This window comes from uncultured Reyranella sp. (assembly GCF_945957355.1).
Classification (GTDB): Bacteria; Pseudomonadota; Alphaproteobacteria; order Reyranellales; family Reyranellaceae; genus Reyranella.
Window position 1 is genome coordinate 155279 of sequence record NZ_CAMFKM010000002.1, and the last position, 14964, is coordinate 170242.

A 14964-nucleotide genomic window follows, 5' to 3' on the forward strand; every position below is an offset into this window, starting at 1 on the left:
ATGCTGCAGTTCATTGTCCGCCGCGTGCTGTTGATGATCCCGACCCTGTTCGTGATCAGCGCGCTCGTCTATTTCATCATCGACCTGCCGCCCGGCGACTGCGTCACCTCGCAGATCGAGGAGCTGCTGGCGCGCGGCGATCCCGATGCCCACGCGCGCGCCGAAGAGCTGCGCGAACTCTACGGCCTCAACCTCCCGCTCTGGCACCGCTACCTCGACTGGGTGGCCGGCATCTTCCGCTGGGACTTCGGGCTTTCCTGCCAGGACACGGTGCCGGTCGCCGACCTGATCGGCGAAAGGATGATGCTCACCATCGTGATGGAGACCAGCACGATCGCCTTCATCTGGATCGTGTCGTTCATCATCGGCGTCTATGCCGCCACCCATCAGTACAAACTGGGAGACTACGTCGCCTCGTTCATCGGCTTCATCGGCCTCTCCATCCCGAACTTCCTGCTGGCGCTGGTGCTGCTCTATGTCGGAAAGGTCTATTTCGGCCTGTCGATCGGCGGCCTGATGGATCCCGAGTACATCGACAAGCCGCTGAGCTGGGGCAAGGTCGTTTCGGTGATGGAGCACCTGATCATTCCGGTCATCGTGATCGGCATGTCGGGCACGGCCGGCATGATCCGCCGGCTGCGCGCCAACCTGCTCGACGAGCTGCAGAAGCAGTATGTCGTCACCGGCCGGGCCAAGGGCCTGCCGCCCATGAAGCTGCTGGTGAAGTATCCGCTGCGGCACGCCATCAACCCGTTCGTCGCCGACATCGGCGGCCTGCTGCCCGACGTCATCTCGGGCTCGGTCATCGTCTCGGTCGTGCTGTCGCTGCCGACCACGGGCCCGATGCTGCTGAGCGCGCTGAAGACCCAGGACGTGAACCTCGCCGCCACCTTCCTGCTGTTCGTGGCGGTGCTCACCGTGATCGGCATGCTGATTTCGGACCTGGCGCTGGCTGCGCTCGATCCGCGCATCCGCTTCGGCAGTTCGGAAAAGTGAGGGTGCCATGACCGACACGACACCCTCCGGCATGACGCCCGACCCCCGCCGCCACGCGCCGCACTTCGTCTCGAAGGAGCCGTGGGACCCCTACGTCGCCGACAAGCTGACCGCCGAGCAGGAACGCTACTACATGGCGGGCCAGTGGAAGCTGATGTGGTGGCGCTTCCGCCGCCACAAGCCGGCGGTCGTTTCGATGGCCTTCCTGCTCCTGATGTACTTCTCGACGCTGATCAGCGAGTTCATCGCGCCCTACGACCTGCACACGAGGCACTCGCGCTACATCTTCGCGGCGCCGCAAGGGGTCCATCTCTTCCACGAGGGCTCCTTCCTCGGGCCGTTCGTGTACGGCCTCAAGATGGAGCGCGATCCGGCCACCCTGCAGCGCATCTACTCGGAAGACACGACCAAGCCGCAGAAGCTGCGCTTCTTCTGCTTAGGGGAAAGCTACGAGTTCTGGGGCCTGATCGAGGGCCGCTTCCACTTCGTCTGCCCCCCGGAGGACGGGACCCTGTTCCTGCTGGGGACCGACCGGTTGGGCAGGGACATGTTCAGCCGCATCGTCTACGCGGCGCGGATCTCGCTCACCATCGGCATCATCGGTATCGCGCTCTCCTTCGCGCTCGCCCTGATCCTGGGCGGCCTGGCGGGCTATTACGGCGGCTGGATCGACAGCGTCGTCCAGCGGCTGACCGAGATCATCAAGAGCTTCCCGCACCTGCCACTGTGGCTGGCCCTGTCGGCGGCGCTGCCCGTCACCTGGTCGCCGCTGCTGGTCTATTTCGGCATCACCATCATCCTGGCGCTGCTCGACTGGCCGGGCCTGGGCCGCGCCGTCCGCTCCAAGCTCCTGTCGCTGCGCGAGGAGGATTACGCAGCGGCCGCCCAGATGATGGGCGCCAAGCCCGCCCGCATCATCGGCCGCCACCTGCTGCCGGGCTTCATGAGCCACCTGATCGCCTCGGCCACGCTCTCGATCCCGTCGATGATCCTGGCCGAGACGGCTTTGTCGTTCCTCGGTTTGGGCCTGCGTCCTCCCATCACCTCGTGGGGCGTGCTGCTGAACGAGGCGACGGACATCAACGTCGTGGCGGTGAACTGGTGGCTGATGCTGCCGGTGGTGCCGGTGATTCTCGTGATTCTGGCGTACCAGTTCATGGGCGACGGGATGCGCGACGCTGCAGACCCTTACGCTTAAGCGCTGCGCGCCTAAGCGTAAGGGTCGAAGCGTCGGGCCGGCGGCAGGGCCTTCTGAGGCCCGGGAGCCGGCTCCGTGCAGAACGGATGAGGGTGCCGCAACACCCTCAAGTCCCTGAAATCCTTATCTATTCTGCACTTGGCAATGTCTGTGCGACTGTTGCCGAGAAATCACACTAATGCCCTATTTAGGTCTGGCGATGGCCACCCGGGACTTCCATTTAGGTTGGGTATCTCCCCCGAACGTGGTCCCCCCAAAGCCACGTTCTAGCCTCCTCGGAGGCGCTCAGGCCGTCATCTCACCTCCCCCGAGATGACGGCCTTTTTCTTTGCCTGCGGCCAGCATGTCGATCAAACGCATGCTACGAGGGCGCCCCATGGTGCCTCCGCTCCTCGAAGTGACCGGTCTTTCCTGCCGCCGCGGCGGCCGGCCGGTGTTCGACCGCCTGTCCTTCGGGCTGGGCGCGGGCGAGCTGCTGGCGCTGACGGGCCGCAACGGCAGCGGCAAGACCAGCCTGCTGCGGGCGCTTGCGGGGCTGACGCCGCCCGCCGCCGGCACGATCGCCTGGCAGGGTGTCGACACGGCCCAGGATCCCGAGACATGGCGCGGCCGGCTGGCCTGGCTCGGCCATCTCGAGGGGTTGAAGGGCGACCTCACGGTGGCCGAGAACTTAGGCGTCGCCGAGCGGCTGCGCGGCGGCGAGGCCGGCGACCGGCTGGACGGCGCCCTGGTGGCCTTCGATCTCTCCGGACTGGCCGCACGGGAGGTGCGCACGCTCTCGGCCGGGCAGCGCCGGCGCACTGCGCTTGCCCGCGTGGTGCTGTCCCAGGCGCCGCTGTGGCTGCTGGACGAGCCGCTGAACGCGCTCGACGCGCCGGCGCAGGCGGCCTTCCGGACGGCGCTGCAGGCCCACCTCGCAGCCGGCGGTCTGGCCATCGCCGCCACCCATGCCGAGCTGGGCATCGAGGGCGCGCAGCGTCTCGACCTGCGCGGCGGCGGCGTTCGGGAGACGCCATGAGCGGCTTCACGACCCTGCTGATGCGCGACCTGCGCCTGGTGCTGCGGCGGCCGGGCGATGTCGGCGTGGTGCTGGCCTTCTTCGTGGTGGCGACGGTGCTGTTCCCGATGGGCATCGGCCCCGAGACCAACCTGCTGGCGCGCATCGCGGCCGGCGTCCTGTGGTGCGCCGCCTTGTTTGCGGCACTCCTGTCGCTGGAGCGGCTGTTCGCCGCCGACTACGAGGACGGCACGCTCGACCTGCTGCTGCTGGCGCCGTGGCCGCTGGAGCTGGCGGCGCTGGCCAAATGCCTCGCTCACTGGATCGTGACCGGCCTGCCGCTCAGCCTGCTGGCGCCCTTTCTGGGCGTCGCCTTCGGCCTCGACGGGCAGAGCCTGCTGGCGCTGGGCGCGACCCTGCTGGTCGGCACACCCACTTTGTCGTTGATCGGCGGGCTCGCGGCGGCGTTGACGCTGGGGGCGCGCAAGTCGGGCGCGCTGCTGGCGCTGCTCGCCCTGCCGCTCTGCGTGCCGACCTTGATCTTCGGCGCCGGTGCGATCGAGACCCTGGCGGCGGGCGACGGCATCGTGACACATGTCGCGATCCTCGCCGCTCTTGCATTGGTCGCCCTGGCCACGACGCCTTGGGCGATTGCCGCAGCCTTGCGGCAAGCCGGCGAATAGGGAGGATGGGGCCGATGGCCGACCTGCATTTTCTCGCCAATCCTGCACGTTTCCGCCGCTTCAGCCAGCGGGTGCTGCCGGGCCTCGGCTTCGCCACGGTGCTGATGCTGGCGGTCGGCGCCTACATGGCCTTCTTCGTGGCGCCCGAGGACTACCAGCAGGGCAAGACGGTGCGGATCATGTTCCTGCACGTGCCGTCGGCCTGGCTGTCGATGGGCGGCTACGCGATGCTGGCCGCGCTCGGCGCGTCGCTGCTGGTGTGGCGCCATCCGCTGGCGGCGCTGATGGCGCGCGCGGCCGCTCCCGTGGGCGCCAGCTTCGCGGCGGTGTGCCTGCTGACGGGCTCGCTGTGGGGCCGGCCGATGTGGGGCACCTACTGGGTGTGGGATGCGCGGCTCACCTCGATGCTGCTGCTGTTCTTCCTCTATCTCGGCCACATCGCGCTCAGCCGCGCCTACGATTCGCCCGAGCGCGGCGATCGGGCGGCGGCGATCCTGGCGCTGATCGGCGTGATCAACCTGCCGATCATCAAGTTTTCGGTCGATTGGTGGAACACGCTGCACCAGCCGGCCTCGATCACGCGGCTCGACGCCCCGGCGATCCACTCGTCGATCCTGGTGCCGCTGCTCTGGATGGCGGTCTCGCTGCTGTTCCTGTTCGTCTGGCTGGTGCTGCTGCGCACCGAGACCGAGATCGACCGCCGCCGTCTCGAGAATGCCGAGGCCGCGGCATGAGCAACCACGCGGCCTATATCCTCGGCTCCTGGCTCGTCGCCGCGGTGATTCTCGGCGGGCTGGTGATCGCGTCGCTGGGCGCCCGCAAGCGGGTGCGCCGCGAACTGGCGGCGCGCGGCCTGGAGAAGCGCCGATGACTCCGAAGCGCCGCCGCCTCTGGTTGCTGCTGGGATCGCTGGCCACGCTCGGCGTGGCGGCGACGCTCGTGCTCACGGCGCTCAACGACAATCTCGTCTTCTTCTATTCGCCGACCCAGGTCGCCGAGAAGAGCCTCGGCCCCGACCGCCGCTTCCGCCTGGGCGGGCTGGTGGAGCAGGGCAGCGTCCAGAAGGACGGGCAGACCGTGCGCTTCACCGTCACCGACACGCACAAGGCGGTGAAGGTCGTCTATCGCGGGATTTTGCCCGACCTGTTCCGTGAAGGTCAGGGCGTGATCGCCGAGGGCTCGATCGGGCCGGACGGCGTGTTCACCGCGCGCGAGATCCTGGCGAAGCATGACGAGAACTACATGCCTCCCGAAGTCGCGAAGGCGATCAAGGAAAGCGGGCAATGGAAAGAGCGCAAATGATGCGAAGCAGCATTTGCGCTGGTGGTGTGGAGGCTTTCAGGCGGTGTTTCGCCACCCTCATCTTTTCTGAGCCGTGCGGGCTCCCGGCGCTTCGCTTCGCTGCAGCGCCTGCCGCCCGCCAGTTCCGCGACGCATTCGACATTGGCGTAACAGGTGCTTCGTGGTCGCGGAACTAGGCCATTTTGCGCTGATCCTGGCGCTCGCGGTCGCGCTGGTGCAGGGCACTCTGCCGCTCGTCGGCGCGTCGCGTGGCGACCTCCGCCTCATGACCCTCGGCCGCACCGCGGCGCTGACGCAGGCGTTCCTCGTGCTGCTGGCGTTCGGCGCGCTGACGCAGGCCTATGTCACGTCGGACTTCTCCGTCGCCAACGTCGTGGCCAATTCGCATTCGGCCAAGCCGCTGCTCTACAAGATCAGCGGCGTGTGGGGGAACCACGAGGGCTCGATGCTGCTGTGGGCGTTGATCCTCGCGCTGTTCGGCGCGGCGGTCGCGATCTTCGGCGCCAACCTGCCCGACACCTTGCGCAGCCGGGTGCTCGCGATCCAGGCGCTGATCGGCGTGGGCTTCCTCGCCTTCCTGCTCTTCACCTCCAACCCGTTCACGCGCGTCTATCCGGCGCCGCCCGATGGCAACGGGCTCAACCCGCTGCTGCAGGATCCCGGCCTCGCCTTCCATCCGCCGCTGCTCTACCTAGGCTATGTCGGCTTCTCGGTGACCTATGCCTTCGCCATCGCCGCGCTGCTCGAAGGAAGGGTCGATGCCGCCTGGGCGCGCTGGGTGCGGCCGTGGGCGCTGGCGGCCTGGTGCTTCCTGACGCTCGGCATCGCGCTGGGTTCGTGGTGGGCCTATTACATCCTGGGCTGGGGCGGCTTCTGGTTCTGGGATCCCGTCGAGAACGCCTCGCTGATGCCGTGGCTCGCCGGCACCGCGCTGCTGCACTCCGCCATCGTCGTCGAGAAGCGCGACGCGCTGAAGAGCTGGACGGTGCTGCTGGCGCTGCTCGCCTTCTCGCTGTCGCTGCTCGGCACCTTCCTGGTGCGCTCGGGCGTGCTCACCTCGGTGCATGCCTTCGCGCAGGATCCGGCGCGCGGCCTGTTCATCCTGGGCTTCCTGCTGGCCGTGACCGGCGGCGGCCTCGCGCTCTATGCCTGGCGCGCGCCGCAACTGCAGGGCGGTGGGCTGTTCCAGCCGGTCAGCCGCGAGGGCGCGCTGATCCTGAACAACCTGCTCCTGTGCACGCTCGCGGCCACGGTGCTGCTGGGCACGCTCTATCCGCTGTTCCTCGACCTGCTGACCGGCAACAAGGTCTCGGTCGGCCCGCCCTTCTTCAACGCCACCTTCGTGCCGCTCTGCGCGCCGCTGTTCGCCGCGCTCTGCGTCGGGCCCTTCCTCGGCTGGAAGCGCGCCGAGCTCTGGCCGGCCCTGATGCGCCTGCGCATCGCACTGGTCGTGTCGCTCGCCGCCATCGTGGTCGCCATGACGATGATCGACAGCCGCTCGACGCTGGCAGCCCTGGCCTTCGGCTTCGGCGTCTGGCTGATCGTCGGCAGCCTCGCGTCCTTGAGCGACCGCGTGCGCAGCGGGACGCTCCGCACCATCCCGCGCTCGACCCTGGGCATGGTGATCAGCCATGCGGCGCTGGGCGTCGTCGTGCTGGGCTCGGTCGCGACCTCGTCGTGGAACACCGAGCTGATGCACACGATGAAGCCCGGCGACAGGGTCGATTTCGCCGGCTACTCGGTGCTGCTCGACCGCATGGACGAGGTGCGCGGCCCCAACTACGTCGCCGAGCGCGCGACCCTCAACGTCAGCGTCGGCGGCAAGCCCTACACAGTGCTGCAGCCCGAGCGGCGGCTGTTCACCGTGCAGCGCCGCCAGGTGGCCGAGACGGCGATCCAGACCAACCTGCTGCGCGACTTCTACGCCACCCTGGGCGAGGGCAACCCGCAGCAGGGCTGGGTGATCCGCCTCTATCTCAACCCGCTGGCGCCGTGGATCTGGCTGGGCGCGGCGCTGTGCGCCTTCGGCGGCTTCGTCTCGCTGTCGGACCGCCGGCTGCGCATCGGCGCGCCGTCGCGACGCCCGTCATCCTTGCAGCCGGCCGAATAGATGCGCCGCCTGCTCTTCATCCTGCCGCTGCTGACGCTCGCACTGATGGCGGGCTTCTTCGCCTGGTCGCTGACCAGCGGCCGCGACCCCGCCTCGATCGGCTCGGTGGTGGTGGGCCGGCCGGCGCCGAAGCTCGACCTGCCGGCGCTGCGGCCGGGCGAGCCGCCGCTCACCGACGCGGACCTGCGCACCGGCAAGCCGGTGATCGTGAATTTCTTCGCGAGCTGGTGCACGCCGTGCCTGGCCGAGCATCCGCTGTTCACGCGGCTCAGCGAACGCGAGGGCGCGACGATCGTCGGCATCGCCTGGAAGAACAAGCGCGACGACGCGCTGCCCTGGCTGAAGCGGCTGGGCGATCCTTATCAGCTGGCGGGCCTCGACCTCGACGGCAAGACCGGCCTCGACTGGGGGCTGAGCGGCGTCCCCGAGACCTACCTGATCGACGGCGCCGGCATCGTGCGCCGGCATTACCGCGGCCCGATCACCGAGCGCGATCTGAACGAGACGATCCTGCCGTTTCTGAAGGGGGCGGTGAAGTGATCGCTCGCCCAACACAAAACCCGTCGTCTCGACCGGAGCGCCGAAGGCGCGGAGTGGAGAGACCTTCTCTCCACGAAAAGCCGGCAAGTCGTCGAGAGAAGGTCTCTCCACTACGCCTCGCTACGCGAGGCTCCGGTCGAGACGACGGGAGTTTTTTGAGGAGCTTGAGAGCGTTGCTCTGCCTCCTCGCGCTGCTGTTCGCGTTCCCGACACTCGCCGTCGAGCCGTCCGAAATCCTCCCCGACCCCGCGCTCGAAGCGCGCGCGCGGGAGATCGGGCGGGCGTTGCGGTGCGTCGTCTGCCAGAACCAGTCGATCGACGATTCCTCGGCCGAGGTGGCGCACGACATGCGCCGCGCGGTGCGCGAGCGGCTCACGGCCGGCGACAGCGACGCCGACGTCTTCGCCTACATGGTCGCGCGCTACGGCGACTACGTGCTGCTGAAGCCGCCCTTCAAGGCCGGCACGCTCGTCCTGTGGCTGGGCGCGCCGCTCCTGCTGCTGGTGGCCGGCGCCGCCCTCCTCCTCGCCGCGCGCCGCCGCCGGCACACACCCATCGTCGCGCCAAAACCGCTCGACGAGGAGGAGCGCCGCCGCCTCGACGCGCTCCTGAAGGGCTGACGGCCATGCTCGAATTCCTGCTGGCGCTGCTCACCACCGCGACCGTCGCCGCCCTGCTCTGGCCGCTGCTGCGGATGCGCCTGCCGGTGCGCGACCGGCTCTCGGGCGAGCTGGCGATCTACCGCGACCAGCTGGCCGAGCTGGAGCGCGAACGCGAAGCCGGGACGCTCGGCCCCGCCGAGGCCGCCGCCGCGCGCACCGAGATCGAGCGCCGCATGCTGGCCGCCGGCGACGCCGCCGCGTCCGGCGCCAAAGCCGCGCGCAGCTCCGACGCGGTGCAGAAGTGGCTGCCGCCGGCGCTCTCGCTCTTCGTGCCGCTGCTGGCCTTGGGCCTCTACCTGCAGACCGGCCGCCCCGGCCTGCCCGCGGCACCCTTTGCCGAACGCGGCACCGAACACCCCGCCCCGTCGCGCCAGATGGACGTCGCCGGCCTGCTGGCCGAGGCGCGCGCCCGCCTCGCCCAGGACCCCAACGACGCCGACGCGCTGGCCGCGCTGGGCGAGGGCCTGACCCTGGAGGCCGGCGGCACCGTCACGCAACCGGCGCTGGAGGCGCTGCAGCGGGCGCTCAGGGCGCGGCCCGACGATGCGCGCATCCTCTACTATCTCGGCCTGCACGAGGCGCAGAGCGGCGACTCGAAGGCCGCGATCGCCCGCTGGCGCGACCTCGAGGCCAGCAGCCCGCCCGACGCGCCCTGGCTGCCGATGCTGCGCGCCGAGATCGCGCGGGTGGCGAAGGCTGCCGGGATCGAGGTGCCACCAACCCAAACAACGCAATCCACCATGCCGACGCCCAGCCGCGAGCAGCAGGAGGCGATGGCCCAGCTCACGCCGGAGCAGCGCCAGCAGACGATCCGCACCATGGTCGAGGGGCTGGCCGCGCGCCTCGCCGACGCGCCGCAGGACCGCGCCGGCTGGCTGCGCCTGGCCAACGCCTGGAAGGTGCTGGGCGAGAACGCCAACGCCGCCGACGCCTATGCCCGCGCCGACACGCTGGCCCCCGTCGACGCGCGCATCCTGGCCGACTGGGCCGAGGCGCATGTGCGCCAGCTGGCGCCCGGCGCCGTGCCGTCGCCGCAGGCCGTCGCCGTGCTGGAGCGGCTGGAGAAGGCCGAGCCGCGCAACGCGCTGGCCCTGTTCTACCTGGGCGTCGCCGCCGAAGCCGCGGGCAACAAGCCGGCGGCGCTGCAGCGCTGGAAGACGCTGCTGGCGCTGCTGCCGGCGGATGCGCCGATCCGGGGGATGCTGGAGGAGAGGATCAAGGCGGCGGGGGGGTGAGGTTCGACCCACAGTCGTCGAGATTGCCTTGCCGATCTTGCTGGTCCAGATTCTTCCATTGTTTAAATGGGTTAGCACCCGCGCGTAGGGGTTTTTATGAGTATCGATCAGATCAGCTTCCTAGAGCGCGCAGCACGCTATGAAGACCCCACAATTGAAGAGAAGTGGCAACGGGTCGTTGACGATGTGAAAGATGAGTATCTCTCACATACTCAGCACTTCCCCTGGATAGTCGGCTTCTCTGGCGGCAAAGACAGCACGGTTGTCGCTCACGCGGTATTTGAGGCGCTGTTGGACATTCCACCATCGCGCCGATCTCGGCCTGTGCATATCGTTTCAAACGATACAAGAGTCGAGAGTCCGTTGGTGATGTCGCATTTGGACGATGTTACGGCCCGGATCTCCATGGCGGCCGAGAGCATGGGCTTACCAATTAAGGTAGCACGCACGCAGCCGGATCCAGACAAGACGTTTTGGGCTCTCCTGATCGGCAAAGGCTATACGCCTTTGGTTGCCTTCCGCGATTGGCTAAAGGGGATTCGTAACGATCCGCAGATGCGCCAAGCTATTAGACGTAATGGCAAGCTGACGTTCGCAGCGTCCGGAAAGCACATCCCTGGCCCCTTTACGATTCAAGCGCGTCAAGAAATTCTGAAAAGACTTCTGCAAGTCCAAGAGAAGTTTGGTGCTGAGCTTATTAGCAATGAAGAGCTCGAACTAATTTATCAAACCTGGGCGACAGAACTGCAGCAAGAAACTGGAGCGGGAAATGGCTAGCGATGAAGAAGCCTACCTCAGCGATTTGCCTCTTTGGGCATGGGAATGCTCTTCTCTGGAGAATTGTCGCCTGAAGACAAAAAGCGATTTGTTAAGCTGCCTGTTGGTTAAGGGATGATGTCGCTTTCCGCTCTCAAGGAACTCAGAACGAGTTCACGGATTCACATTGAAGGATAGCGACACCTATTAGGCTAAGTCACCTTTCGGGCTTCCGATGCCGGCGCTTCCACCTCGTGAGGCGTACTCTGGATCAGGTGGTCGAATGCCGATAATGCGCCCGTGGCTTCCTCTCCCATGGCGAAGACGATTTGCTTGTAGGGCACGGTAGTGGCGTTGTCGGCGAACGAGAAAGCTGGTTGCCGGCGGCATGTATGCGCAGGTCTCTCGGTAAACAATGCGAAGAAGGTTTGCTCCAGCGTGAAGAGCGAGCCTCATTACCTCCCAGACAATCGCCGCCTCGCCTGTGCTGGCCTAACTCCCGCGTGGATCAACCATCCGCAGGAGGAAGCCATGTCCCATCCCACCGCCACGCCGGACGCCGTCGTCGAGGCCTACGTCGCCACCTGGAACGAGACCGATCCCGCGCGCCGCCGCGCCGGCCTTGCGGCGGCCTGGACCGAGACGGGGATCTACCGCGATCCGGTGATCGCGGGCGACGGGCCGGCCGGGATCGACGCCATGCTGGCGGGCGTGCAGGCGAAGTTCCCGGGCTTCGTGCTCAAGCGCACCTCGAAGGTCGACGCCCATGGTGGCGCCTCTGGTAGCCCGGTGGGGCGCTATCTGCGCTTCACCTGGTCGCTGGGTCCGGCCGACGGGCCCCCGGTCGTCGAGGGCGTCGATTTCTGCACCCTGGCGCCGGACGGCCGGCTCGCATCCGTGGTCGGCTTCATCGACAAGATGCCGGGGTGAGACGGCACGCGGGGGTTGCCGTCCGCCGGAGGACGGCAATCTCTCGTCCCATCCGATGTGCTATACTCAGATCGGTCCGGTGACGGAATGCTGTCAGTGCCAGCACGCCGTGCCGGCGGACAAAAAGGCCTTGCAAACGAAACAGTCGAAATAGACGAAACAAACGAAAGCAATGTCGCACCCCTCCCGCCATGCACGGGATGATGGCGGTGCTTGCATCGTGGCAGGCGCTCAGCCCGAAACGTTGCCATCGCGAACCGACCGCCCAACCTCATCCTTCGAGACGCGGTCCTGCGGACCGCTCCTCAGGATGAGGTCTGTGCTTGGGAAGGCCCTAAGCCGCCTGCTTCACCTCGACCGGCTCGCTCCGGATCAGGTGGTCGAACGCCGACAGCGCGGCCTTGGCGCCCTCGCCCATGGCGATGACGATCTGCTTGTAGGGCACGGTCGTGGCGTCGCCGGCGGCGAAGATGCCGGGGGCCGAGGTCTGGCCGCGGGCGTCGACCTCGATCTCGCCGCGCGGGCTCAAGCCGATCGCGCCCTTCAGCCACTCGGTGTTGGGCACCAGGCCGATCTGCACGAAGATGCCCTCGAGCTCGATCGTCTTCTGCTCGCCACTCGTGCGGTCCTTGTAGGCGAGGCCCGTCACCTTCGCGCCGTCGCCGTGCACCTCGGTGGTCTGCGCCGAGACGATCACCGTGGCGTTGGGCAGCGAGCGGAGCTTGGCCTGCAGCACCGCGTCGGCGCGCAGCTGGCCGTCGAACTCGATCAAGGTGACGTGGCTCACCAGGCCCGCGAGGTCGATCGCCGCCTCGACGCCGGAATTGCCGCCGCCGATCACCGCCACCCGCTTGCCCTTGAACAGCGGGCCGTCGCAGTGCGGGCAGTAGGCCACGCCCTTGTTGCGATACTCGGCCTCGCCGGGGACGTTCATCTGCCTCCAGCGCGCGCCGGGCGAGAGCACGATGGTCTTCGCCTTGAGCGTGGCGCCGTTCTGCAGCTCGACCGTGGCCAGGCCGCCCGGCGTCGCCGCCGGCACGAGCTTGGTGGCGGTCTGCAGGTCCATCACGTCGACCTCGTAGTCCTTGACGTGCGCGGCCAGCGCCGCGGCCATCTTCGGGCCCTCGGTGTGGGAGACCGAGATGAAGTTCTCGATGCCCATCGTGTCCAGCACCTGGCCGCCGAACCGCTCCGCCGCGATGCCGGTGCGGATGCCTTTTCTGGCGGCATAGATCGCTGCAGCGGCACCGGCGGGGCCGCCGCCGACCACCAGCACGTCGTAGGGCTTCTTCGCGGCGATCTCCTCGGCCGCGCGTTCGCTGGCACCGGTGTCGAGCTTGGCCAGGATCTGCTCCAGGCTCATGCGGCCCTGGCCGAACGGCAGGCTGTTGAGGAAGATCGAGGGCACGGCCATCACGCCGCGCTTCTCGACCTCGTCCTGGAACAGGGCGCCGTCGATCGCCGTGTGGCGGATGCGCGGGTTCAGCACGCTCATCAGGTTCAGCGCCTGCACCACGTCGGGGCAGTTCTGGCACGACAGCGAGAAATAGGTCTCGAACGTGTAGTCGCCGTCGAGGTTCTTGACCCGCTCGATCGTGTCCTGCGCTTCCTTGCTCGGGTGGCCGCCGACCTGCAGCAGCGCCAGCACCAGCGAGGTGAATTCATGGCCCATCGGGATGCCGGCGAAGCGGACCGAGATGTCCGTGCCGGGCCGCACGATGGCGAAGGAGGGCTTGCGCATGTCCTCGTCGGCCTCGGCGAAGCTCACCTTGTCCGACAGGGTGGCGATCTCCTGCAAGAGCTCCTTCAGCTCGGCCGACTTGGGGCTGCCGTCGAGCGACGCCACCAGCTCGACCGGCAAGGTCAGGCGCTCGAGATAGCCCTTCAACTGCGTCTTGAGGTTGGCGTCCAACATGGGAGGTACTCCTACTGAAATGTAGCGAAGCGGAGTGGAGGGACCCCCGATGAGGCCCCTCCGCCCTTCGTCAGATCTTGCCGACCAGGTCGAGGCTGGGGGCGAGGGTCTTCTCGCCTTCCTTCCAGGCGGCCGGGCAGACTTCGCCGGGGTGCGAGGCGACGTACTGGGCGGCCTTGACCTTGCGCAGCAGCTCCTTGGCGTCGCGGCCGATGCCGCCGGCGGTGATCTCGACGATCTGGATCTTGCCGTCCGGGTCGATCACGAAGGTGCCGCGATCGGCCAGGCCCGCTTCCTCGATCATCACGCCGAAGTTGCGGGTGATCGTGCCGGTCGGGTCGCCGACCATGACGTACTCGATCTTCTTGATAGCTTCCGACGTGTCGTGCCACGCCTTGTGGCTGAAGTGGGTGTCGGTCGAGACGCTGTAGATCTCGACGCCCAGCTTCTTGAACTCGGCGTAGTTCGTCGCCAGATCCTCAAGCTCGGTCGGGCACACGAAGGTGAAGTCGGCCGGGTAGAAGAACACGACCGACCACTTGCCCTTGCCCTTCAGGTCGGCGTCGGTCACGTCGATGAACTTGCCCTTCTGGAAGGCGGTGGCCTTGAACGGCTTGATCTCGGTGTTGATGAGGGACATTGGCTTGAAACTCCTTGGTTAACGCTTGGCAACGGTTACTTAGGGGCATTCTAAGATCGTTTAAAGCGCAAAATACCGAATTGAATAATCGGTAAAAACGATTATATGCCCCCGATGAAACCTACCCCGACACTGCGACAGCTCCGCTACCTGGTGGCGGTGGTGGATCGCTGTCACTTCGGGCAGGCGGCCACGGCCTGCAACGTCAGCCAGTCCACCTTGAGCGCCAGCATCCAGGAACTCGAAGACCTGCTGGGCGCCCCGCTGCTGGAGCGCACCAAACGCTCGGTCGTGCCGACGGCGCTGGGACGGCAGGTCGCCGACCGCGCGCGCGACCTGCTGAAGGGGGCCGAGGATCTGGTCGACCTGGCCCAGGCGGCGCGCGATCCGCTCTCGGGGCCGCTGCATCTCGGCGTCATCCCGACCATCGGGCCGTTCCTGCTGCCCAGGGCCATGCCGCGCCTGCGGGAGAGCTTCCCCAGGCTGCAGCTCTACCTGCGCGAGGACCAGACGGCGCGCCTGCTGGAGCGGCTGGAGGCGGGCGTGCTCGACGCCGTGCTGCTGGCGCTGCCCTATGCGCTGGGCGATCTCGAGGTGATGGACCTCGGCGAGGACCGGTTCTCGATCGTCCAGCCGGCGGGCCACGTCCCGGCCGCCAGCATCGCCGACGAGAACCTGCTGCTGCTGGAAGACGGCCACTGCCTCCGCGACCAGGCGCTGGCGGCCTGCGAGCTGGAAGGCGCGCGCCGCAATGCCGGGTTCAACGGGACGAGCCTGCACACGCTGGCGCAGATGGTGGCGAACGGATTGGGCGTCACCTTGATGCCGCAGATGGCCATCGATGCGGGCATCCTGCGCGGCCTCGACGTGACGGTGCATCCGCTGGCCGGCGCGGTCCCGCATCGCCGCATCGGTCTCGTCTGGCGGCGCTCCTCGCCCCGCGCCGAAACCTTCCGTGCGCTCGGCGACGCGCTGAAGGTTGAACTCGCGAAGTCATGAA

16 protein-coding genes are annotated in these 14964 nt (G+C 67.6%); 14 read left to right on the forward strand and 2 right to left on the reverse strand.

Translation table 11 applies throughout. The features are described 5' to 3' along the window. The 13 genes from Q0Q48_RS03790 (at nt 1) to Q0Q48_RS03850 (ending at nt 11409) form a co-directional block, all read left to right on the forward strand. Nucleotides 1-996 (forward strand): ABC transporter permease, encoded by a 996-nt coding sequence (locus Q0Q48_RS03790; protein WP_295134244.1) that lies wholly within the window; start codon nt 1-3, stop codon nt 994-996. A 7-nt stretch (nt 997-1003) separates the two neighbouring features. After that, complete coding sequence (locus tag Q0Q48_RS03795; protein ID WP_295134247.1) at nt 1004-2194, forward strand: ABC transporter permease; 1191 nt, start codon at nt 1004-1006, stop codon at nt 2192-2194. Nucleotides 2195-2570: 376 nt separating this feature from the next. Continuing rightward, nucleotides 2571-3212, forward strand: a complete 642-nt coding sequence (gene ccmA / locus Q0Q48_RS03800; RefSeq protein WP_295134250.1) for a heme ABC exporter ATP-binding protein CcmA — start codon at nt 2571-2573, stop codon at nt 3210-3212. Next, entirely contained in the window at nt 3209-3874 is a 666-nt protein-coding gene (ccmB, locus tag Q0Q48_RS03805; protein ID WP_295134253.1) for a heme exporter protein CcmB, read from the forward strand. The genes ccmA and ccmB overlap by 4 nt, the downstream gene beginning before the upstream one ends. Nucleotides 3875-3888: 14 nt before the next feature. Then, a complete protein-coding gene (locus tag Q0Q48_RS03810) occupies nt 3889-4608 on the forward strand; it encodes a heme ABC transporter permease (RefSeq protein ID WP_295134255.1) in 720 nt (239 codons plus the stop codon). Then, nucleotides 4605-4745, forward strand: coding sequence for a heme exporter protein CcmD (gene ccmD, locus Q0Q48_RS03815; RefSeq protein WP_295134258.1), 141 nt, complete (start codon nt 4605-4607; stop codon nt 4743-4745). The genes Q0Q48_RS03810 and ccmD overlap by 4 nt, the downstream gene beginning before the upstream one ends. Beyond that, nucleotides 4742-5176 carry a cytochrome c maturation protein CcmE gene (ccmE, locus tag Q0Q48_RS03820; protein ID WP_295134261.1) on the forward strand — a complete coding sequence of 145 codons (435 nt, stop codon included), beginning with the start codon at nt 4742-4744 and terminating at the stop codon, nt 5174-5176. Before ccmD ends, ccmE begins: the two co-directional genes overlap by 4 nt. Before the next feature lie 160 nt (nt 5177-5336). Beyond that, the gene (locus Q0Q48_RS03825) at nt 5337-7286 is read left to right on the forward strand and encodes a heme lyase CcmF/NrfE family subunit (protein WP_295134265.1); all 1950 of its coding nucleotides are present in this window, start codon (nt 5337-5339) and stop codon (nt 7284-7286) included. After that, the gene (locus Q0Q48_RS03830) at nt 7287-7826 is read left to right on the forward strand and encodes a DsbE family thiol:disulfide interchange protein (protein ID WP_295134268.1); all 540 of its coding nucleotides are present in this window, start codon (nt 7287-7289) and stop codon (nt 7824-7826) included. Between the two features lie 164 nt (nt 7827-7990). Further along, nucleotides 7991-8446: a cytochrome c-type biogenesis protein gene (locus Q0Q48_RS03835; RefSeq protein ID WP_295134271.1), complete on the forward strand. Its 456-nt coding sequence runs from the start codon at nt 7991-7993 to the stop codon at nt 8444-8446. Between the two features lie 5 nt (nt 8447-8451). Further along, nucleotides 8452-9723, forward strand: a complete 1272-nt coding sequence (gene ccmI, locus Q0Q48_RS03840; protein WP_295134274.1) for a c-type cytochrome biogenesis protein CcmI — start codon at nt 8452-8454, stop codon at nt 9721-9723. Nucleotides 9724-9819: 96 nt separating this feature from the next. Then, entirely contained in the window at nt 9820-10500 is a 681-nt protein-coding gene (locus Q0Q48_RS03845; protein ID WP_295134278.1) for a hypothetical protein, read from the forward strand. Nucleotides 10501-11010: 510 nt separating this feature from the next. Beyond that, nucleotides 11011-11409: a nuclear transport factor 2 family protein gene (locus Q0Q48_RS03850; protein ID WP_295134280.1), complete on the forward strand. Its 399-nt coding sequence runs from the start codon at nt 11011-11013 to the stop codon at nt 11407-11409. A gap of 334 nt (nt 11410-11743) precedes the next feature. Here the strand turns inward: Q0Q48_RS03850 and ahpF are convergent, their stop codons facing one another. Both ahpF and ahpC read right to left on the reverse strand, forming a co-directional pair. Next, a complete protein-coding gene (ahpF, locus tag Q0Q48_RS03855; protein WP_295134283.1) occupies nt 11744-13324 on the reverse strand; it encodes an alkyl hydroperoxide reductase subunit F in 1581 nt (526 codons plus the stop codon). A gap of 70 nt (nt 13325-13394) precedes the next feature. Continuing rightward, on the reverse strand, nt 13395-13964 hold the full coding sequence (ahpC, locus tag Q0Q48_RS03860) for an alkyl hydroperoxide reductase subunit C (protein ID WP_295134286.1): 570 nt from the start codon (nt 13962-13964) through the stop codon (nt 13395-13397). 114 nt (nt 13965-14078) lie between these two features. Here ahpC and Q0Q48_RS03865 point away from each other — a divergent pair, with 114 nt between their 5' ends. After that, the gene (locus Q0Q48_RS03865) at nt 14079-14963 is read left to right on the forward strand and encodes a hydrogen peroxide-inducible genes activator (RefSeq protein WP_295134289.1); all 885 of its coding nucleotides are present in this window, start codon (nt 14079-14081) and stop codon (nt 14961-14963) included. Nucleotide 14964 lies beyond the last annotated feature (1 nt).

What these genes read in the sequence shown, in the direction of transcription:
- ccmA (WP_295134250.1), top strand. Translation starts at nt 2,571, where the DNA reads ATGGTGCCTCCGCTCCTCGAAGTGACCGGTCTTTCCTGCCGCCGCGGC.
- Q0Q48_RS03830 (WP_295134268.1), top strand. Translation starts at nt 7,287, where the DNA reads ATGCGCCGCCTGCTCTTCATCCTGCCGCTGCTGACGCTCGCACTGATG.
- Q0Q48_RS03865 (WP_295134289.1), top strand. Translation starts at nt 14,079, where the DNA reads ATGAAACCTACCCCGACACTGCGACAGCTCCGCTACCTGGTGGCGGTG.
- ahpF (WP_295134283.1), bottom strand. Translation starts at nt 13,324, where the DNA reads ATGTTGGACGCCAACCTCAAGACGCAGTTGAAGGGCTATCTCGAGCGC.
- ahpC (WP_295134286.1), bottom strand. Translation starts at nt 13,964, where the DNA reads ATGTCCCTCATCAACACCGAGATCAAGCCGTTCAAGGCCACCGCCTTC.
- ccmE (WP_295134261.1), top strand. Translation starts at nt 4,742, where the DNA reads ATGACTCCGAAGCGCCGCCGCCTCTGGTTGCTGCTGGGATCGCTGGCC.
- Q0Q48_RS03850 (WP_295134280.1), top strand. Translation starts at nt 11,011, where the DNA reads ATGTCCCATCCCACCGCCACGCCGGACGCCGTCGTCGAGGCCTACGTC.
- Q0Q48_RS03790 (WP_295134244.1), top strand. Translation starts at nt 1, where the DNA reads ATGCTGCAGTTCATTGTCCGCCGCGTGCTGTTGATGATCCCGACCCTG.
- ccmI (WP_295134274.1), top strand. Translation starts at nt 8,452, where the DNA reads ATGCTCGAATTCCTGCTGGCGCTGCTCACCACCGCGACCGTCGCCGCC.
- ccmD (WP_295134258.1), top strand. Translation starts at nt 4,605, where the DNA reads ATGAGCAACCACGCGGCCTATATCCTCGGCTCCTGGCTCGTCGCCGCG.
- ccmB (WP_295134253.1), top strand. Translation starts at nt 3,209, where the DNA reads ATGAGCGGCTTCACGACCCTGCTGATGCGCGACCTGCGCCTGGTGCTG.
- Q0Q48_RS03845 (WP_295134278.1), top strand. Translation starts at nt 9,820, where the DNA reads ATGAGTATCGATCAGATCAGCTTCCTAGAGCGCGCAGCACGCTATGAA.
- Q0Q48_RS03795 (WP_295134247.1), top strand. Translation starts at nt 1,004, where the DNA reads ATGACCGACACGACACCCTCCGGCATGACGCCCGACCCCCGCCGCCAC.
- Q0Q48_RS03810 (WP_295134255.1), top strand. Translation starts at nt 3,889, where the DNA reads ATGGCCGACCTGCATTTTCTCGCCAATCCTGCACGTTTCCGCCGCTTC.